Consider the following 18106-nt stretch of genomic DNA (forward strand, 5'->3'; position numbering starts at 1 on the left):
TTACTTGACCAGTTCAAGCCAGCTCCCACAATGAATCGGCGTACAGCTTTGGCTTCTCACCACTCATCAGGCCGAGCGTTAGCTCGCCTTGGCTTTTGATCTTGATCTGAGCGCCCCATCGAGAGGCCGAGTGGAGGTTCTGCGCAGTGGGCAACCCGGCAGGGATGCCGGGTTAGCCGCCCCCGGCCAGGGATGGCCGATGGCGGCGGGCCCACTGAGCAGGACCGGAGCGAGGGCATGCCGAGCCTTAGCGAGGCACCGAACGAAAGGGGCAAGAGCCCTTGGTTACTTGGGGCTCTTCCAAGTGACTCGCCGTAAGGGCGAAACCAATAGCGGCCATAACCCAAAAACGGATATGCACCCAAACCCCAAACCCCAAACCCCAATCACCCCACCTGATACCCAATCATTCACCCACCCCCCAACCCCGCCGGGTTAACAAAACATAACGTGGCGTCGATTGTCAGACCTTTGAAAACCCCGATAGGATAAGCCAGCTTCCGAAGGGGCTCTAGATTGCGCGTTTCAGGACTATGCTCCAGAAAGGTCAATCGCAATGAACACCCCTTACGGCGCCCTGAAAGGTTGAACGACCTAACAATAATAATGGGGGAAGGTCTATGAGTGAGCCTGTCATGGGTGTGGGTATCTGCCGCCCGCCGGCACTACGCAAATTCGCGTTGCTGGCTACAGCGCTCTCGCTGTTGGGCTGTGCCGCGTTGTCGGCGCCTGTGCTGGCCGCTGCCGCGCCGGCATCCGATGTTGTTTATTCCGTTGAATCCGCCAAGGCCAGCAAAAGCCTGATGCTCGACGTCGTGCATGCCGGCAAGCGCCTGGTGGCGGTCGGGGACCGCGGGCACATTCTGTATTCCGATGACCAGGGCGCGACCTGGACCCAGGCCAAAGTACCGACCCGGCAAATGCTCACGTCGGTATTTTTTGTCGATGACAAACACGGCTGGGCCGTCGGCCATGACGCACAGATCCTCGCCAGCGAGGACGGCGGCGTCACCTGGACCAAGCAATTTGAAGACCTGACACGCGAATCGCCGCTGCTCGACGTCTGGTTCCAGGACGCCAGCAACGGCTTTGCCGTGGGCGCCTACGGCTCGCTGATGGCAACCACCGACGGTGGCAAAAACTGGGAAAACGTCAGCGACCGCCTCGATAACGAAGACCAGTACCACCTCAACGGTATCGCCGCCGTCAAGGACGCCGGGCTGTTCATCGTCGGCGAGCAGGGCAGCATGTACCGCTCCGCCGACGGCGGCCAGACCTGGGAGAAACTTGAAGGCCCGTACCAAGGCTCGCTGTTCGGCGTGATCGGCACCGCTCAGGCCAATACGCTGCTGGCCTACGGACTGCGGGGCAATCTGTTTCGCTCGACCGACTTCGGCACCACCTGGGAACCGGTCGAGTTGAAGGCGGCTCGCGGTGCACTGGAATTCGGCCTGTCCGGCGCCACGCTGCTTGACGACGGTTCCATCGTGATCGTCGGCAACGGTGGCTCAGTGATCCGCAGCAACGACAACGGCGAATCCTTCAGCGTGTTCAATCGCCCCGATCGCATCTCCGTTTCGGCAGTCACCGCGGCGGGCAATGGCAATCTGATTCTGGCAGGACAGGGCGGCGTTCGCGCTACTTCGCCAACCGGCGCTGAGCTGGCCAAATGAGCCGGGCAAATAATAAGAAGGCGGGTCTATGACATCCCTAAGCAGTCATCACCAAGACAAGGCGACGTTTCTCGAGCGCCTGATTTTCAACAACCGCCCGGCAGTGATCGTCATCTGCCTGCTGGTCAGTATTTTCCTGTTCTGGCAGGCAACGCTGATCCGGCCGTCCACCAGCTTCGAAAAAATGATCCCGCTCGAGCATCCGTTCATTCAAAAGATGATGGAGCACCGCAACGATCTGGCGAACCTGGGCAACACGGTGCGGATTTCCGTTGAAGCCACCGACGGCGACATCTTCTCCAAGGAATACATGGAGACCCTGCGTCAGATCAACGACGAGGTGTTCTACATTTCCGGTGTCGACCGTTCCGGCCTCAAGTCGTTGTGGAGCCCGAGCGTGCGCTGGACCGAGGTGACGGAGGAGGGCTTCGCCGGTGGTGAAGTGATTCCCCAGAGCTATAACGGCTCCCAGCAAAGCCTCGACCTGCTGCGCAACAACGTGCTCAAGTCCGGTCAGGTCGGGCGACTGGTGTCCAACGATTTCAAATCGAGCATCGTCGATATCCCACTGCTGGAGTCCTATCCGGACCCGCAGGATCAGGGCAAGCTGCTGGCGCTGGATTATCGGAAGTTCTCCCACGAACTCGAAGAAAAGATTCGCGACAAGTTTGAAGCACAGAACCCGAACGTGCAGATCCACATCGTCGGTTTCGCCAAGAAGGTCGGCGATCTGATCGATGGCCTGGTGATGGTGGTGATGTTCTTTGGCGTTGCCTTCATCATCACCCTGATCCTGCTCTACTGGTTCACCAACTGCATGCGCAGCACCGTGGCGGTGTTGAGTACGACGCTGGTGGCGGTGGTCTGGCAGCTCGGCTTGATGCACTTCTTCGGCTTCGGGCTTGATCCGTATTCGATGCTGGTACCGTTTCTGATCTTCGCCATCGGTATTTCCCACGGCGTACAGAAGATCAACGGCATCGCGTTGCAGTCCAGTGAAGCGGACAACGCATTGACCGCAGCTCGCCGGACGTTCCGTCAGCTGTTCCTGCCGGGGATGATTGCGATCCTCGCCGATGCGGTGGGTTTCATTACGCTGCTGATCATCGACATCGGTGTGATTCGTGAACTGGCTATCGGCGCGTCCATCGGCGTGGCGGTGATCGTGTTCACCAACCTGATTCTGCTGCCGGTAGCGATTTCCTACGTCGGCATCAGCAAACGCGCCGTCGAACGCAGCAAGAAAGACGCGCACCGCGAACACCCGTTCTGGCGCCTGCTGTCGAACTTCGCCAGCCCGAAAGTCGCGCCGGTGTCGATCGTCCTGGCCTTGCTGGCCTTCGGTGGCGGCCTCTGGTACAGCCAGAACCTGAAAATCGGTGACCTCGATCAGGGTGCCCCGGAACTGCGTCCGGACTCGCGCTACAACAAGGACAACAACTTCATCATCAGTAACTACTCCACCAGTTCCGACGTGTTGGTGGTGATGGTCAAGACCAAGTCCGAAGGCTGCTCTCGCTACGAAGCCATGGCGCCGATCGACGAACTGATGTGGAAGATGCAGAACACCGAGGGCGTGCAGTCGGCGATTTCCCTGGTCACCGTGTCCAAGCAGATGATCAAGGGCATGAACGAGGGCAACCTGAAATGGGAAACCCTGTCGCGCAACCCTGACGTCCTGAACAACTCCATCGCCCGTGCCGATGGCTTGTACAACAACAGCTGCTCCCTGGCGCCGGTGCTGGTGTTTCTCAATGACCACAAGGCCGCAACGCTGGACCGCGCGGTGCATGCGGTGCAGGAGTTCGCCAAGGAGAACAACAAGGACGGTCTGGAGTTCATCCTCGCCGCCGGTAACGCCGGCATCGAAGCGGCCACCAACGAGGTGATCAAGGAATCCGAGCTGACCATCCTGGTGCTGGTGTACATCTGCGTCGCGACCATGTGCATGATCACCTTCCGTTCCTGGGCGGCGACTTTGTGCATCGTGCTGCCGCTGGTACTGACCTCGGTACTCGGTAACGCCCTGATGGCCTTCATGGGCATCGGCGTGAAAGTCGCGACCTTGCCGGTAGTGGCGCTCGGGGTGGGGATTGGCGTGGACTACGGGATCTACATCTATAGCCGCCTGGAAAGCTTCCTGCGTGCCGGCCTGCCGCTGCAAGAAGCCTATTACCAGACACTGAAATCCACCGGTAAGGCCGTGCTGTTCACCGGCCTGTGCCTGGCGATCGGCGTGTGCACCTGGATCTTCTCGGCCATCAAGTTCCAGGCCGACATGGGCCTGATGCTGACCTTCATGCTGCTCTGGAACATGTTCGGCGCACTGTGGCTGCTGCCAGCGCTGGCGCGGTTCCTGATCAAACCGGAAAAACTGGCGGGGCAGAAGGGCAACTCGTTGTTCGCTCACTGATCCCTGGCTGAAACAAAAAAGCCGCAACCCTGGTTGCGGCTTTTTTTCATCTGAAGATTCACGCCGGTCCCTGTGGGAGCGAGCCTGCTCGCGATGGCGGTCTACCAGCCAACATCAATGTTGAATGTGAAATTGCCATCGCGAGCAGGCTCGCTCCCACATTGGAGTTGTGGTGTTAGGAGGGATCGGTGCCCAGCACGACGTTCAGCGCGCTGCGCGCATCATCAAGCTGTACGAGGGTCGCATGCCGCGCACCCAGCGCATCACGGTTTTCGATCGCAGTGAGGATCGCCTTGTGCCGTGGCAGCGCCAGTTCATGCAGGTTCGGCCGCTGGTTGGAATGCTTCAACGCTTCGGCAATCGCCACCGACAGCATGTTGCAAAGATTCGCCAGCAAATCGTTGTGGGTCGCATCGGCGATCCGGCTGTGAAAGTCCAGGTCCGGTTGCAGCAACGCTTCCGGGGTCGGAGCGGCTTCCATGCGTTGATAGGCTTCACCGATGGAAGCGATGTCCTCGTCGGTGGCGAACTGCGCAGCGAGGGCGGCCGCCGCCGGTTCGATGATGCTGCGCACGCTGGTCAGCAGACTGAAAAACTCGTTCTGCGGGCTGCTTTGCATCAGCCAGTGCAGCACGTCCGGGTCGAGCATGTGCCATTCCCGACGCGGTTTGACCACAGTGCCCACCCGAGGACGGGAATACACCAGGCCCTTGGCGACCAATACCCGGGTGGCTTCACGCAGCACCGGCCGGCTGACCGCGTACTCTTCGCACAGCAGGGCTTCGGCGGGCAGTTTGTCATCCGGTTTGAACCGCCCGGAAACGATCTGCATGCCCAGTTCCTGGACGATGCGCGAGTGCATGCTTTTGCGGTCGGAGGGTTTGCGGTAATCCATGGGGAACGGCGCGATCCTGTGCGGTGGGGTGTCGCGCATGATAACAGGCACGGCGCAATCTTGAGGCGGCACAATCAAATGTGGGAGCTAGCCTGCTAGCGATTGCGGTGTGCCAGTTAACATGATGTCAACTGACAGACCGTAATCGCTAGCAGGCTAGCTCCCACACAGGATTGTTTTTGTCAGTGGGAGTGGCGTGGCACTTCGGCCCCGCGGCAACCGACCAGGAAGTCGAAGTCGCAACCCTGGTCTGCCTGCAGCACGTGGTCGATGTAGAGCTGACGATAACCGCCCACGATCAGGTTTTGCGGCGGTTGCAGATCCGCCATGCGCGCGGCCAGTTCGGCGTCCGGAATGTCCAGGTGTAGACGCCCGTTGGCGCAATCGAGCTCGATCCAGTCACCTTCCTTCACCGTCGCCAAAGGTCCGCCGGCCGCTGCTTCCGGGGCCACATGCAACACCACGGTGCCGTACGCCGTACCGCTCATGCGCGCATCGGAAATCCGCACCATGTCAGTCACGCCCTGGGCCAGCAGTTTGGCCGGCAAGCCCATGTTGCCGACTTCGGCCATGCCCGGATAACCCTTCGGCCCGCAGTTCTTCATCACCAGAATCGAGTGGGCATCGACGTCCAGCTCCGGATCATTGATTCGCGCCTTGTACATGTCAAAGCTCTCGAACACCACGGCGCGGCCACGATGCTGCATCAACTCGGCGGTGGCGGCAGAGGGTTTGAGCACTGCACCCAGTGGCGCCAGGTTGCCGCGCAACACGCAGATGCCGCCATCGGCGCGGATCGGGTTGTCGAGGGTGCGGATCACTTCGTCCTGGCCGTAGATCGGTGCGTCCTTGGTGTTCTCGCCGAGGGTCTTGCCGTTGACGGTCAAGGCGTTCGGGTGCGGAATCAGGTTGGCCTCACCGAGGCGACGCAATACCGCGGGCAAACCACCGGCGTAGTAGAACTCTTCCATCAGGAAGCGTCCGGACGGTTGCAGGTCGACGATGGTCGGCATGCCGCGCCCGATGCGGGTCCAGTCATCCAGTTCCAGGTCCACGCCAATGCGTCCGGCGATGGCTTTCAAGTGAATCACCGCGTTGGTCGAACCGCCGATGGCCGCGTTCACCCGGATGGCGTTTTCGAAGGCTTCCTTGGTCAGGATCTTCGACAGCTTCAAGTCTTCGCGAACCATCTCCACTGCGCGCATGCCGGACATATGCGCCAGTACATAACGCCGCGCATCCACCGCCGGAATCGCTGCGTTATGGGGTAGGGACGTACCGAGTGCTTCGGCCATGCAGGCCATGGTCGACGCGGTGCCCATGGTGTTGCAGGTGCCCGCCGAACGGGACATGCCGCCCTCGGCCGCGAGGAAATCGTCGAGGGTGATGGTACCGGCCTTGACCTGCTCGCTGAGCTGCCAGACCACAGTGCCCGAGCCAATGTCCTGGCCCTTGTGCTTACCGTTGAGCATCGGCCCACCGGTGACGACGATCGCCGGCACGTCACAACTGGCCGCGCCCATCAGCAATGCCGGGGTGGTTTTGTCACAACCGGTCAGCAGGACGACGCCGTCAATCGGGTTGCCGCGAATCGCTTCTTCAACGTCCATGCTCGTCAGGTTGCGGGTGAACATCGCGGTCGGACGCAGGTTGGATTCGCCGTTGGAGAACACCGGAAATTCCACCGGCCAGCCACCAGCCTCGATCACCCCACGTTTGACGTGCTCGGCAATCTGGCGGAAATGCGCGTTGCACGGGGTCAGTTCGGACCAGGTATTGCAGATGCCGATGATTGGCTTGCCGTGAAACTGGTGATCGGCGATGCCCTGATTCTTCATCCAGCTGCGGTACATGAAACCGTTTTTGTCGGCGGTGCCAAACCATTGGGCGGAGCGCAGGGTGGGTTTCTTATCAGACATGATCGGCTCTCTTATTGTATGACTATATTGTTCTAGCTACGGCGTAACATAAGCGCAAATTGGCCTGTTTGGAAGTGTTGTTGGGTAATTAGTATTACTATATAGTCGTTTTCAACGGAGGGATGGCCCTGGCCATTTTGTGCGAGAGGCGTCCCCCGAGGTTCCATAACAACAACAATCGGAGACCGATCTCATGAGCCAGGAACTGCGGCTTATTCGTCGCATCACGCTGAAACTGATTCCCTTCCTGATCCTGCTGTACCTGATCGCCTATGTGGATCGCTCCGCCGTGGGCTTCGCCAAACTGCACATGGGCGCCGACATCGGCCTCGGGGATGCGGCCTATGGCCTGGGCGCCGGGCTGTTTTTCATTGGCTACTTCCTGTTGGAAATCCCCAGCAACCTGATGCTCGATCGCTTCGGCGCGCGGCGCTGGTTTGCGCGGATCATGCTCTCCTGGGGCGCCATCACCATCGGCATGGCTTTCGTCCAGGGGCCGAACAGCTTTTACCTGATGCGTTTTCTGCTCGGTGCGGCGGAAGCCGGGTTCTTTCCGGGCGTTCTCTACTACATCACCCAATGGTTCCCGGTGCGCCATCGCGGCAAGATCCTCGGGCTGTTCATCCTTTCCCAACCCATTGCGATGATGATCACCGGCCCGGTGTCCGGCGGCTTGCTCGGCATGGACGGCACCCTCGGGCTGCACGGCTGGCAGTGGCTGTTCATCGTCATCGGCACCCCGGCGATCCTGCTGACCTGGCCGGTGCTGCGTTACCTGCCGGATGGCCCGCAGCAGGTGAAATGGATGGACCAGGCCGAGAAGGATTGGCTGACCGGTGAGCTGAAAAAGGACCTGGACGCATACGGCCAGACCCGTCACGGCAATCCGCTGCATGCGCTCAAAGACAAACGCGTGTTGCTGCTGGCGCTGTTTTACCTGCCGGTGACCCTGAGCATTTATGGCCTGGGCCTGTGGCTGCCGACGCTGATCAAACAGTTTGGTGGCACTGATCTGGTGACCGGCTTCGTGTCGTCGGTGCCGTACATCTTCGGGATCATCGGTTTGCTGATCATCCCGCGCAGTTCCGATCGTTTGAATGATCGCTACGGCCACTTGGCGGTGCTTTACGTGTTGGGGGCTATCGGCCTGTTCCTCAGTGCCTGGCTGACGGTGCCGGTGTTGCAACTGGCGGCGCTGTGCCTGGTGGCCTTCTCGCTGTTTTCCTGCACGGCGGTGTTCTGGACCTTGCCGGGCCGGTTCTTTGCCGGCGCCAGTGCGGCGGCCGGGATCGCCTTGATCAACTCGGTGGGCAATCTCGGCGGCTACATCGGTCCGTTCGTGATCGGTGCGCTGAAGGAGTACACCGGCAACCTCGCGTCGGGGTTGTATTTCCTCGCTGGCGTGATGCTGTTCGGGCTGCTGCTGACGGGCGTGGTTTATCGCTTGCTGGAGCGCAAGCATGTGCTGCCGGCTGATCAGTTTGCGGCCAGCGCCCGTGGTGCAACCCGTACCTGAATTCTGAAATCAGCCCCGATCAACTGTGGGAGCGAGCCTGCTCGCGATGAGGTCATCACATCCGACATGGATGTCGACTGATGCACCGCTATCGCGAGCAGGCTCGCTCCCACAGGGGGCTGCGTTGTTTTGAAGTCGTGTGTTCGAAGGAGAAAATCATGCGTTTGGTTCAGTTCGAATTGAGTAACGGTGAGCGCCGTGTCGGCGTGGTCGAGGGCGGTCTGGTGCGTGAAGTGCTGGAGGCGCGCACGGTGCGCGACCTGGCGCTGGCGGCGATCGAGGCGGGGAGCAATCTTGAGCAGCAGGTGCAAACTCTGGGCCTGGGCATCAGTCACGACTACGCCGAGTTGCTGTCCAAGCTGCGAATCCTGCCGCCGCTGGATCACCCGGACCCGGCGCACATGCTGGTCAGCGGCACCGGCCTGACCCATTTGGGCAGCGCCTCGGCGCGGGACAAAATGCATCAGCAGGCCGGCGATGAAGCCGCGATGACTGACACCATGCGTATTTTCAAATGGGGCGTGGAGGGCGGAAAACCGGCAGCGGGGCAGGCCGGCGTGCAACCGGAATGGTTCTACAAGGGCGACGGCAGCATTGTCGTGCGCCCGGGCCAACCGTTCCCGCTGCCACCGTTTGCCGAAGACGCCGGTGAAGAACCCGAGCTCAGCGGCCTCTACGTCATCGGCCACGACGGCAAGCCGTATCGCCTCGGGTTCGCCGTGGGCAACGAGTTCTCCGATCATGTGATGGAGCGCAAAAACTACCTGTACCTGGCGCATTCGAAATTGCGTAGTTGCAGCTATGGCCCGGAACTTCGGGTCGGCGAATTGCCGCAGCACCTGGCCGGCACCAGCCGCATTCTGCGCGATGGCGAAGTGCTGTGGCAGAACGAATTTCTCAGTGGCGAAGCCAACATGTGCCACAGCCTGGCGAACCTCGAATACCACCATTTCAAGTACAGCCAGTTCCTGCGTCCGGGCGACGTGCACATTCACTTCTTCGGCACCGCGACCCTGTCCTTTGCCGACGGCATCCGCACCCGACCGGGTGACGTGTTCGAGATCAGCCAGGCCGAGTTCGGCGCGCCATTGATCAACGGCATCGAGCCTGTGGGCGCGGCGTTTGAACCTGGCACTGTCGGCACACTTTAAGGGGATGCCCCTGACCCGCATCCTGGGGCACAACTTCATCGGCGGCCAGCGTTCCCGCAACGCCCGCTAACGGTCGAACGCAATCCCTGTGGGAGCGGGCTTGCCCGCGATAGCGCAGTGTCAGGCACCTTCATCGTTGTCTGAATGACCGTCATCGCGGGCAAGCCCGCTCCCACACGTTAGTGTGAAACGATCAATCGGGTGTGATGAGCTATCATTGCGTTTTTCCCATTCAAAGATTGACTGCCATGACTGCCGCAACCGACACCTTGCTCCACACCCTCGAACACTGCGACATGGTGGAGATCGACGGGCTGCACGCCTTCGAATTCTCCCTCGATGAAGACGACAACCTGCACATCGAATGCATAGACGGCCGCGTGTCCAAGCACTGGGAATTCACCCCGGACGAGGTCGGGGCCGCGACCTTCGATCCGACCTTGCAAAGCTGGCTGATCACCGGTGCTTCCGGCGAACACCGGTTGGTGTGCATGACCGCGATTCGCGGTGATGACGACGAGGACGAAGTGAATGAGGATGCGTAAACTCTGGCCGTTACTGATGGCTGGCAGCGTCGGCGCGATGGGTTTTCAGGTAGCGTCGGCCGACGACTATCAGTTGCTGGTCGGCTCCTACACGGCCGGCCAGAGCCAGGGGATTTATCGCCTGAACTTCGACGCCGCCACCGGGCAGATCGACGCCAAGCCGCTGCAAGTGGTCGAGAGTGAAAACCCGTCCTGGCTGACCGTGTCCAAGGATCAGCGCCACCTGTACGTGGTCAACGAAAACGGTCCGGGGCAGGCTGATCCGGTAGGGCGCGTCAGCAGTTACGCGATCGATTCCAAAACCCATGCGCTGAGCCTGATCAATCAGGTTCAGAGCCTGGGCAACGAGCCGACGCATTCGAGCCTCAGTGTTGACGCCAGTCACCTGTTTGTCAGCAACTACTCGGTGGCTGAAGATCCGGGCGGTACCTTGGCGGTGATACCGGTAGGTGGCCACGGCAAGCTCAAACACGTGGTGCAAATGAGCAGCCATCCGTCGAGCCGGGTCAACCCCGAGCGGCAGATGTCGGCCCATGTGCATTCGACGGTCTCGTCGCCGGATGGCAAATTTGTCTTTTCGAATGATCTGGGGGCCGACAAGATTTTTGTCTACCGCTTCGATCCCAAGGCCAATCCAGACTTGCCGCTGGCCGCCGCGACACCGGCGTCAGTCCAATTGCCGCCCGGCAGCGGGCCTCGGCATTTGCTGTTCAGCGCCGATGGCAAGCACGCGTGGCTGACCATGGAAATGAGTGCGCAGGTGGCGGTGTTCGACTACCAGGACGGCAAACTCGAGCAAACGCAGATGATTGATCTGGCGGCGGGGCAGCCCGCTTCGGACAAAGCCGCTGCGGCCCTGCATGCGTCGGCCGATGGCAAGTTCCTCTATGTCAGCAACCGTGGCACCGCCAATCAACTGCTGGTGTTCGCCATCGACCCGGCGAGCGGCCACCTCAAAGAGCTGCAGCGCAGAGCGGTGGAGGGTGATCATCCGCGCGAGTTCAGCCTCGATCCAAGCGGCAAGTTCTTGTTGATTGCCAACCAGAAAAGCAACCAGATTGTGGTGGTCGAGCGCGATACCAAGACCGGTTTGCTGGGTAAAACCGTGCAAAAACTGCCGATGGATGCCCCGAGCGATCTCAAGTTCCTGGTGCGTCAATAGGCCGCAGGCCCCGGTTGGTGGGGCCTGCGTCCTTCTATCAATGACGCTGATGTTTAGTAATGCTACAAAGCATTTCAGCGCGTGAATCCCCGCGGTTAAGTTGGCTTCACGGCCCCACCGGGCAAGCAAGCCAACTGACTTCGAGGAACACCGCCATGAACTTCAATCTCTTCTCCGTAATCGCCGCCTCCGCTATCTCTGCAACCGTTGCTCTGCCAGCCAGCGCCAACGTTGAAATCAGCGACAAAAAATCCCACGCCCAGAGCTACACCCAGAAATACCTGCAACAAAGTGCCAACTTCTACGCGGCGCTGGATCACAAAACCCAAGCCTGAAATTCAAGCCCTGCACCTTTTATGCAGGAGCGAAGTCACTTGTGTCGATCGGGCTGAAAAGCCTCGAGAAACCTGAGTGATGTCGCTCCTGCATAACGCGTTTCCGACAGCATCATATTGATATCAAGGTACTGCTTGATATCACATGGCCATGAGTTTAAATTTGACGCTGATTTTCTGACTCCTTCTCTTATCACAAGGATCGACCGCATGGCGATGCGACTGGCCGTGGTTCTTCTGTTTCTCTATTCCACCCCCATTCTTTCGGCTGCCCAGCCCGTTCCAGACGAGCCGGATGCGGCCCGCGAGCGCTTGATGAGTTTTATTGAAGACTGAAATAGACTGGATTAATGATCAACGAAGCTGATGGTTACTATGGATAACCCTGAGTGGTTGTTACGGCTTTTTTGATCGATTCTGTGGGCATCGAAACATGCCTACGGAGAACACCATGGCCAGCGCAATCATCACTTATGCCAAACATGGCGCCTACCTGGCTATCGCTCTTTACGTGGCCCTGGTGTTGGTTGTCAGCCTTTCGCCGCAATCGCAACAGTCTTTCGAAGCGCCGATTCAAGTCGCTCATCCTGGCATCCAGTTCGATCACCGCGTCCAAAACGCAGTGATCGATCAGGCAGACGTGGCAGGAGTGGCAGGGGCATGAAAGGAGGCAAACTCTGGGTCATCGCCTTCCTGGCGTTCATGACCAATGGCGCTTCACTGTTGGGGATAGGGCAGGGCTCGGCAGGTTCCGTGGCCCGGTCCATCGAAGCCAATCACAACCTTGCACGTAATATTGAAACCGCCAAGGCCTTGGGTCTGTTGGCAGGCAATCCGCCGGTCAAACGCCAGGACGATTACTTCGGCCCGTTCCAGGTCGATTGCTCGGCGCTGGAAATGTGCAACGTACTGGCCTGACCGATCGAACACCCCTGTAGGAGCGAGGCTTGCCCGCGAAGCTTTTAGCGGCCTTGATGACGCCTTCGCGGGCAAGCCTCGCTCCTACAGGAAGTGGTTATTTTTGCATGATGCCGGTGAAGAGGTCTGAGTCGAGGAATCGCTGTAGCCACGCCTGCAACCGCACGTAACGCGTCTGGGCGAACCACTCGCGATCGACATGGGCGAATTGCCGTATGAACGGCATCAACGCCACATCCGCCAGGCTCGGATGCGCCGCCAGCAAGTAGTCGCGGCCCTCCAGCAACTCATCGAGTTTGCGCAAAAACACCTCGCCCTCGGCGCGATAGAACGCCATCGGCTGCTCGGGATAACGCTCGGCGTACTTGTAGTGATTCAGATGCACCTTGAACGCTTGATCGTTCTCTTCGATCAGCGCGGCGATGGATGCCTGTCCCTGCGGATCACCTGTGAGCAACCAGTCCTGCGGATCATTCTGCGCCAAAGCCCAGCGCATGATCTCCAGACTCTCATCGATCACCTGACCATCGACACTCAACACCGGCACCGTGCCTTTGCTCGACAGTGCGAGCATCTCGGCGGGTTTGGCCTTCAGGCTGACTTCGACAATGTCCAGCGCAACCCCGGCGTAACGCAGGGCCATGCGCGCCCGCATGGCGTACGGGCAGCGGCGGAAGGAATACAGCGTGATCATTTCACCTCCAGGGTACTCAGGCCGTTGCCCTGACGGCGGACCTGAATCTGCACCGGAATCCGTTCGTGCATTTCCTGTACGTGGGAAATCACTGCGACCTTACGGCCCTGGGCTTGCAAGCCGTCGAGGGCGTCCATGGCCAGTTGCAGGGATTCCGGATCGAGACTGCCGAAGCCTTCGTCGATGAACAGCGATTCGATTTTCAGTGTGCTCGACGCCATTGACGCCAGGCCCAAGGCCAGCGCCAGAGACACCAGGAACGTCTCGCCACCGGACAACGAATGCACCGACCGCAGCTCGTCGCCCATCTCGGTGTCCATCACCAGCAACCCGAGCATGCTGCCGCCGCGTTTCAGGCGATAGCGCCGCACCAGTTGCCGCAACTGTACGTTGGCGTGATGCACCAGCAGGTCGAGGTTGTAGGCCTGGGCGATCTTGCGGAACGTGTCGCCGGTGGCCGAACCGATCAGCGCATTCAAACGCGCCCAGCGCTGGTACTCGGTGTAGGCGCTGGCGATCTGTTGCGCCAAGGCCTGATTGGCATTTTGCCGGCGCTGATCCTCGGCCTGCTCGGCACGCAATTCGGCGCAGCGGTGTTCGCTGGCGGCGGCCTGGGTTTGCAGGTCTGCCAGCGCCGTCGCCAATTGCTCGGCGTCGAGATGGCCGTTGTGCTGGGCCTGATGATTGAGCAGGACCTTATCGCGCTCCTGCAACAGGACCTTGGCCTGCTCGATGGCTTTTTCGCTGTGCTGCAAGCGTTGCCTGAGTTCACTGACCTGTTGGTCGTCGACGCTCAGCAGGTCTTCCAGGCCGCCGTCATCCAGTTCTGGATGCAAGGCGCGCCAGTCGGCGATCTTGCCGCTCAACTCGCGATCTTCAGCTTCCAGCGCAATCAGGCGTTCTTGCTGCGCTTTCAGTTCCGCCGCCAGTTGCACCAGCCGCGTGCGCACGGTTTGCAGTTCCTGATTGGCCGCTGCTTCGGCAGCGCGCGCCTGTTCGACGGCTTGGTCCAGTTGCTGTTGCCACTGCTCGGCGCTGCTGTGTACGCCGAGCAATTGCGTGAGCTTCTGCTGACAAGCGTGTTGCTGCTCGGCAAGGGCGGTGAACTGCTGCTGAGCGGCTTCGAGTTGCTGGGCGCGGGTCTGCTGGCGATCCTGTTCTTTTTCCAGTGTCTGCTGGCGTTTTAGCTGTTCGCTGAGCTCATCGCGTTGCTGGTCGAGCTGCTCCAGCCGCTGGGCGATCTGCCCGTCGAGCTGGGTGAAAGTCGCCGCAGGTTCGTTGCGCAAAGCTTGCAGGGTGTCGGCCGGGAGCAGGCTGCTGAACGCTGTCAGCTCTTCGTCCAGGCGCTGGCGATCACTGCTCAACTCCCGTTGCTGGTTGGCCAGGTGCTGAGCCGCTTGCTGGCTGGCCGCTTCGGCGCTGCGCAGTTGCTGTTGAAGCCGCGCGGCATCCTGTTGCAGGGTGAGCAGGGCGGTTTGGCGTTGTTCGTCCTGGGTGATGCTTTGGTTCAGTTGGCTGTTTTGTTGCGCGAGCCAGCTGTCGCGTTTGCTCGCGTCCTGGGCCAGCAGTTGCGTCGACAGCGGATGTGCTTCGAGGCTCGGTGCCAGACTGTGCTGCTGAGCCGCGAGTTGTTCCTGTTGTTGCAGCAACTCCTTTTGCTGCGCAATCAAGCCACCGACTTCGGCACGCAGGTCGGTGAGTTTTTCTTTCAGCAGGTCGACGGCTTTCTGGGCGTTGGCCTGTTCGCTTTCATCATGCCGACCGAGGCTTTGCAGCAGCGCTTCGGGTTGATGATAAGGATGGTCCGGGCTGCCGCAGACCGGGCACGGTTGATCGTCCTGCAACTGCGCGCGCAGTTCTTCGACGCTGGCACTGCGCGCCAGGCGCTGGCGTTCCAGCAATTCGCGGGTGACGGTCAGGGTCTGCTCGGCGACGGTCAGTTCGCTTTTGGTTTTCACCCCGTCCTGGGTCAGGCGATCCCGTTCTTGCTGCGCAACGAACTGACGCTGCTGGAGTTCGGTGGCGCGTCTGTCCAGCTCTTGATGACTGGCCCACAGCCGCGTCAGTTCTTCAAAGGCGCGCAATTGTTTGCGGTTGTCCTGCAACAGACTGCCAAGAATCTGCACCTGCTCGGCCACTGCTTCCGGTTCGGCACCGGCCTCTTTGTACAGCACTTCAAGGCTCTGGCGCTGGGTGGCCAGCGCCTCGGCGGCGTGGCTGGCGCTTTGCTCCAAAGTGGCCAGTTCGGCCTGGCCCTTGTTCAGTCGATTGCCCACCAGCATCAGTTGTTGCAGGCGGTGACGGTAGGCGTTCCAGGCGTCGCTCAATGGCGCCAGATGGCTACTTTGTTCAAGCTCCCCGGCAATCCGTTGCAAGCGTTCGGCGACCCGTTTTTGTTGCTCGAGCAAGCCTTGAATCGTGGTTTGGCCCTGGGTGCAGGCCAGTTCTGCCTGCTGTTTGCGCTCGGTACTGAGCGCCGCGTCTTTGACCAGGCGGGCGAGGGTGCTTTGCTCTTCGAAAGCCTGACGCAGCAGCGGCGCGCTTGTACTGTGTTGGCTTTGCGCTTCGACGAGAGCGGTCTGCGCCGCGCTCAGGCTGTGTTCAAGCTGCGCCTGACGCGCTTGCAGTTCGCTTTGCTGTTGGCTGTGCAACTGAATCTGCGCCGCCAAAGGCGTGAGCTGGGCGACGAGTTCAGTCTTGCGGGCGAACTGGTGCCGTTGCGGCGCCAGTTGCTCCAGCCGGGTCAGCTTCAAGCGTTCGCCGGTGAGGCTTTCCCAATGCAACTGAGCGCTGGTCAGTTGTTCAGTGGCGCTGAGTTGCGCGTCCTGCAACTGCCGCAACTCCTTGAGCCAGGTGTGTTGCAGCTCAAGCTGCTTGAGCTGCACCTGTTGGGTCTTGAGTTGCTGCTGGGCGTCGTTGAAGCGCTCATCCAGTTCTGTGCGGGCTTCTGGCGACAGCGGCGTGACGCCGGTGGCCTGATCCTGCAACAGCTTGTGGGTTTCGCGCGCCTCTTTGGTCTTGTCGAAGGCACGCCGACCGAGACGGGTGTAGAGCGCCGTGTCGGTGAGCTTTTCCAGCAGCTCGCTGCGCTCGTTATCGTTGGCCTTGAGAAAGGCGCTGAACTCGCTCTGGGCGAGCAGTACGGCGCGGGTGAACTGTTCGAAGTTCAGGCCCAGGACGGATTCGAGCTGGGTTTTGAATTCGACTTTCTGACTGGCCAGCAATTGATCCAGATCGATGTCACGTAAACTTTGACGGCTGGCTTGCAGCTTGCCGCCAGCCTTCTCGCGGGCACGATTGGCTTCCCAACGAGCGCGATAGCGACGGCCATCGATGCCCACGAAATCCACTTCGGCATAGCCTTCGCCTGTGCCGCGACGCAGCAGAGTACGAGGGTCACCCGTGCTGATTTCGCCATCGGCATCCGGTGCTTTGGCCGACACTTGAGCGTTGCTCAGTCGCGGCACGGCACCGAACAGCGCCAGGCACAAGGCGTCGAGCAAGGTGCTTTTACCGGCGCCGGTGGGCCCGGTGATCGCAAACAGGCCGGCACTCGCCAGGGGTTCAGCGGTGAAGTCGATATCAAAAGGCCCGGCCAGCGAGGCAAGGTTTTTCAGGCGGATCGCGAGGATCTTCATGGTTGTTCGCTCTCCATCTGCACGTCCTGCAACAGCTCGGCAAAGTCCTTGAGGGTTTGCTCGTCGACCTCGCTGCCGTAGTTGTCCTGCCAGGCCCGGCTGAACAGTTCCTGGGGCGATAGCTGATCCAGTTCAATCAAGGTCGCGCCCTCATCGACGCCGTCGCGGCTGCCATTGCCTGCGTACTCGGCGGCAATTCGCACCAGCCGTACGGCTTTGCCTTGCAGCGCGGTTTCCACTTGGTGACGCAGGTCCGGTTGCGGCTCATCGAGACGCACACGGACTTCCAGCCAGGGTTGACGCTGCAGGTCGGCGAGCAAATCGATGTTCGGCAGGTCCGCCAGTTGCAAGAGGATTTCCGCCAGCGGCGCGGGGCCGATCCGCTGCAGGTTCACCGCGCGCGGGATCAGTTTCGGTTCGACGCTGACCAGGGTTTCGCCTTCGAGTGTGATGTCGAGAATCTGATGCTGATAGCCGATCTCGGAGAACGACAACGGAATCGGCGAGCCGCTGTATCGGATACGCTCCTCACCGTTGACCTTCTGTGGCTTGTGCAAATGCCCGAGGGCCACGTAGCTGATGCTCGGCCCGAACAGGCTGGCGGGCAAGGCTTCGGCGTTGCCGATGATCAGGCTGCGCTCGGAGTCTTCGGACACCGAACCGCCGGCCATGTGCGCGTGACTGATGGCAATCAGCGCCTGGCCTGGTTTGCGTTTGGCGTTCGCCGCTTCGATCAGCCATTCGTGAACCTGACCGATACCGCGCAGGTAGTTGTCGCCCAGGTGCGCGCCGGTCACTTCGGCCGGCCTCAGGAACGGCAGCGCCAGGCACCAACCGGCGATTTCGCCGCTGGCGTCCGGCAGTGGCAGCAACAGGCGCTCGGCGTCCAGTTGTCCGTCATCCAGCCACAGCACACGGCCCAATGCGTGAGTACGCAAACGGCGCATCAACGGTGCGGGCAGTTCGATGCGCGAGCCGGAATCATGGTTGCCGGCGATCATCACGATCGTCAGCAACGGTTGCTGCTCGTGAGCGCTGACGATGAAGTCGTAAAGGCGTTCCTGGGCTTTGACCGGTGGATTGACCGTGTCAAAGATATCGCCGGCAATCAGCAACACGTCGGGCTGGTCCAGCTTCAGCTGACGCAGCAGCCAGTCGAGAAAACAGCCGTGCTCGAAATCGCGTTCCTGGCCATGCAGATTCTGCCCAAGGTGCCAGTCGGAGGTGTGAAACAGACGCAAGGCAAA

At 60.4% G+C, this 18106-nt stretch carries 15 protein-coding genes; 10 read left to right on the forward strand and 5 right to left on the reverse strand.

Annotated features, from left to right (window positions below):
• The first annotated feature begins 620 nt into the window (after positions 1-620).
• Both ACA057_RS15070 and ACA057_RS15075 read left to right on the forward strand, forming a co-directional pair.
• Positions 621-1673 carry a WD40/YVTN/BNR-like repeat-containing protein gene (locus ACA057_RS15070; RefSeq protein ID WP_497349606.1) on the forward strand — a complete coding sequence of 351 codons (1053 nt, stop codon included), beginning with the start codon at positions 621-623 and terminating at the stop codon, positions 1671-1673.
• A 28-nt stretch (positions 1674-1701) separates the two neighbouring features.
• On the forward strand, positions 1702-4086 hold the full coding sequence (locus ACA057_RS15075) for an efflux RND transporter permease subunit (RefSeq protein WP_497349608.1): 2385 nt from the start codon (positions 1702-1704) through the stop codon (positions 4084-4086).
• A 175-nt stretch (positions 4087-4261) separates the two neighbouring features.
• Here ACA057_RS15075 and ACA057_RS15080 read toward each other — a convergent pair whose 3' ends face one another.
• Both ACA057_RS15080 and ACA057_RS15085 read right to left on the reverse strand, forming a co-directional pair.
• Positions 4262-4981: a FadR/GntR family transcriptional regulator gene (locus tag ACA057_RS15080; protein ID WP_059403515.1), complete on the reverse strand. Its 720-nt coding sequence runs from the start codon at positions 4979-4981 to the stop codon at positions 4262-4264.
• A 182-nt stretch (positions 4982-5163) separates the two neighbouring features.
• Complete coding sequence (locus tag ACA057_RS15085; protein ID WP_497349610.1) at positions 5164-6900, reverse strand: IlvD/Edd family dehydratase; 1737 nt, start codon at positions 6898-6900, stop codon at positions 5164-5166.
• A 193-nt stretch (positions 6901-7093) separates the two neighbouring features.
• On the opposite strand from ACA057_RS15085, the gene ACA057_RS15090 reads away from it, so the two are divergent.
• The 8 genes from ACA057_RS15090 to ACA057_RS15125 all read left to right on the forward strand — a co-directional run bounded on the left by ACA057_RS15090 (position 7094) and on the right by ACA057_RS15125 (position 12527).
• Complete coding sequence (locus ACA057_RS15090) at positions 7094-8416, forward strand: MFS transporter (protein WP_497349612.1); 1323 nt, start codon at positions 7094-7096, stop codon at positions 8414-8416.
• 158 nt (positions 8417-8574) lie between these two features.
• The gene (araD1, locus tag ACA057_RS15095) at positions 8575-9567 is read left to right on the forward strand and encodes an AraD1 family protein (RefSeq protein ID WP_497349613.1); all 993 of its coding nucleotides are present in this window, start codon (positions 8575-8577) and stop codon (positions 9565-9567) included.
• 248 nt (positions 9568-9815) lie between these two features.
• Entirely contained in the window at positions 9816-10112 is a 297-nt protein-coding gene (locus ACA057_RS15100) for a DUF5629 family protein (protein ID WP_497349615.1), read from the forward strand.
• The gene (locus tag ACA057_RS15105; RefSeq protein WP_497349908.1) at positions 10105-11274 is read left to right on the forward strand and encodes a lactonase family protein; all 1170 of its coding nucleotides are present in this window, start codon (positions 10105-10107) and stop codon (positions 11272-11274) included. The genes ACA057_RS15100 and ACA057_RS15105 overlap by 8 nt, the downstream gene beginning before the upstream one ends.
• 155 nt (positions 11275-11429) lie before the next feature.
• Positions 11430-11609, forward strand: a complete 180-nt coding sequence (locus tag ACA057_RS15110; RefSeq protein ID WP_008030101.1) for a hypothetical protein — start codon at positions 11430-11432, stop codon at positions 11607-11609.
• Between the two features lie 210 nt (positions 11610-11819).
• Complete coding sequence (locus ACA057_RS15115; RefSeq protein ID WP_255141673.1) at positions 11820-11945, forward strand: hypothetical protein; 126 nt, start codon at positions 11820-11822, stop codon at positions 11943-11945.
• 115 nt (positions 11946-12060) lie between these two features.
• Entirely contained in the window at positions 12061-12273 is a 213-nt protein-coding gene (locus ACA057_RS15120) for a hypothetical protein (protein ID WP_497349617.1), read from the forward strand.
• Positions 12270-12527, forward strand: coding sequence for a hypothetical protein (locus ACA057_RS15125; RefSeq protein WP_497349619.1), 258 nt, complete (start codon positions 12270-12272; stop codon positions 12525-12527). Before ACA057_RS15120 ends, ACA057_RS15125 begins: the two co-directional genes overlap by 4 nt.
• Before the next feature lie 97 nt (positions 12528-12624).
• Here the strand turns inward: ACA057_RS15125 and ACA057_RS15130 are convergent, their stop codons facing one another.
• The 3 genes from ACA057_RS15130 to ACA057_RS15140 are packed head-to-tail and all read right to left on the reverse strand — an operon-like array spanning position 12625 to position 18100.
• A complete protein-coding gene (locus tag ACA057_RS15130; protein WP_497349621.1) occupies positions 12625-13221 on the reverse strand; it encodes a glutathione S-transferase in 597 nt (198 codons plus the stop codon).
• Entirely contained in the window at positions 13218-16859 is a 3642-nt protein-coding gene (locus tag ACA057_RS15135; protein WP_497349623.1) for an AAA family ATPase, read from the reverse strand. Before ACA057_RS15135 ends, ACA057_RS15130 begins: the two co-directional genes overlap by 4 nt.
• A complete protein-coding gene (locus tag ACA057_RS15140; protein ID WP_497349625.1) occupies positions 16856-18100 on the reverse strand; it encodes an exonuclease SbcCD subunit D C-terminal domain-containing protein in 1245 nt (414 codons plus the stop codon). Before ACA057_RS15140 ends, ACA057_RS15135 begins: the two co-directional genes overlap by 4 nt.
• Positions 18101-18106 lie beyond the last annotated feature (6 nt).

The sequence above is a fragment of the Pseudomonas sp. LBUM1661 genome (assembly GCF_059695925.1).

Coding starts and splice junctions, on each gene's coding strand:
- ACA057_RS15070 (WP_497349606.1), top strand. CDS start 621: ATGAGTGAGCCTGTCATGGGTGTGGGTATCTGCCGCCCGCCGGCACTA.
- ACA057_RS15075 (WP_497349608.1), top strand. CDS start 1,702: ATGACATCCCTAAGCAGTCATCACCAAGACAAGGCGACGTTTCTCGAG.
- ACA057_RS15080 (WP_059403515.1), bottom strand. CDS start 4,981: ATGGATTACCGCAAACCCTCCGACCGCAAAAGCATGCACTCGCGCATC.
- ACA057_RS15085 (WP_497349610.1), bottom strand. CDS start 6,900: ATGTCTGATAAGAAACCCACCCTGCGCTCCGCCCAATGGTTTGGCACC.
- ACA057_RS15090 (WP_497349612.1), top strand. CDS start 7,094: ATGAGCCAGGAACTGCGGCTTATTCGTCGCATCACGCTGAAACTGATT.
- araD1 (WP_497349613.1), top strand. CDS start 8,575: ATGCGTTTGGTTCAGTTCGAATTGAGTAACGGTGAGCGCCGTGTCGGC.
- ACA057_RS15100 (WP_497349615.1), top strand. CDS start 9,816: ATGACTGCCGCAACCGACACCTTGCTCCACACCCTCGAACACTGCGAC.
- ACA057_RS15105 (WP_497349908.1), top strand. CDS start 10,105: ATGCGTAAACTCTGGCCGTTACTGATGGCTGGCAGCGTCGGCGCGATG.
- ACA057_RS15110 (WP_008030101.1), top strand. CDS start 11,430: ATGAACTTCAATCTCTTCTCCGTAATCGCCGCCTCCGCTATCTCTGCA.
- ACA057_RS15115 (WP_255141673.1), top strand. CDS start 11,820: ATGGCGATGCGACTGGCCGTGGTTCTTCTGTTTCTCTATTCCACCCCC.
- ACA057_RS15120 (WP_497349617.1), top strand. CDS start 12,061: ATGGCCAGCGCAATCATCACTTATGCCAAACATGGCGCCTACCTGGCT.
- ACA057_RS15125 (WP_497349619.1), top strand. CDS start 12,270: ATGAAAGGAGGCAAACTCTGGGTCATCGCCTTCCTGGCGTTCATGACC.
- ACA057_RS15130 (WP_497349621.1), bottom strand. CDS start 13,221: ATGATCACGCTGTATTCCTTCCGCCGCTGCCCGTACGCCATGCGGGCG.
- ACA057_RS15135 (WP_497349623.1), bottom strand. CDS start 16,859: ATGAAGATCCTCGCGATCCGCCTGAAAAACCTTGCCTCGCTGGCCGGG.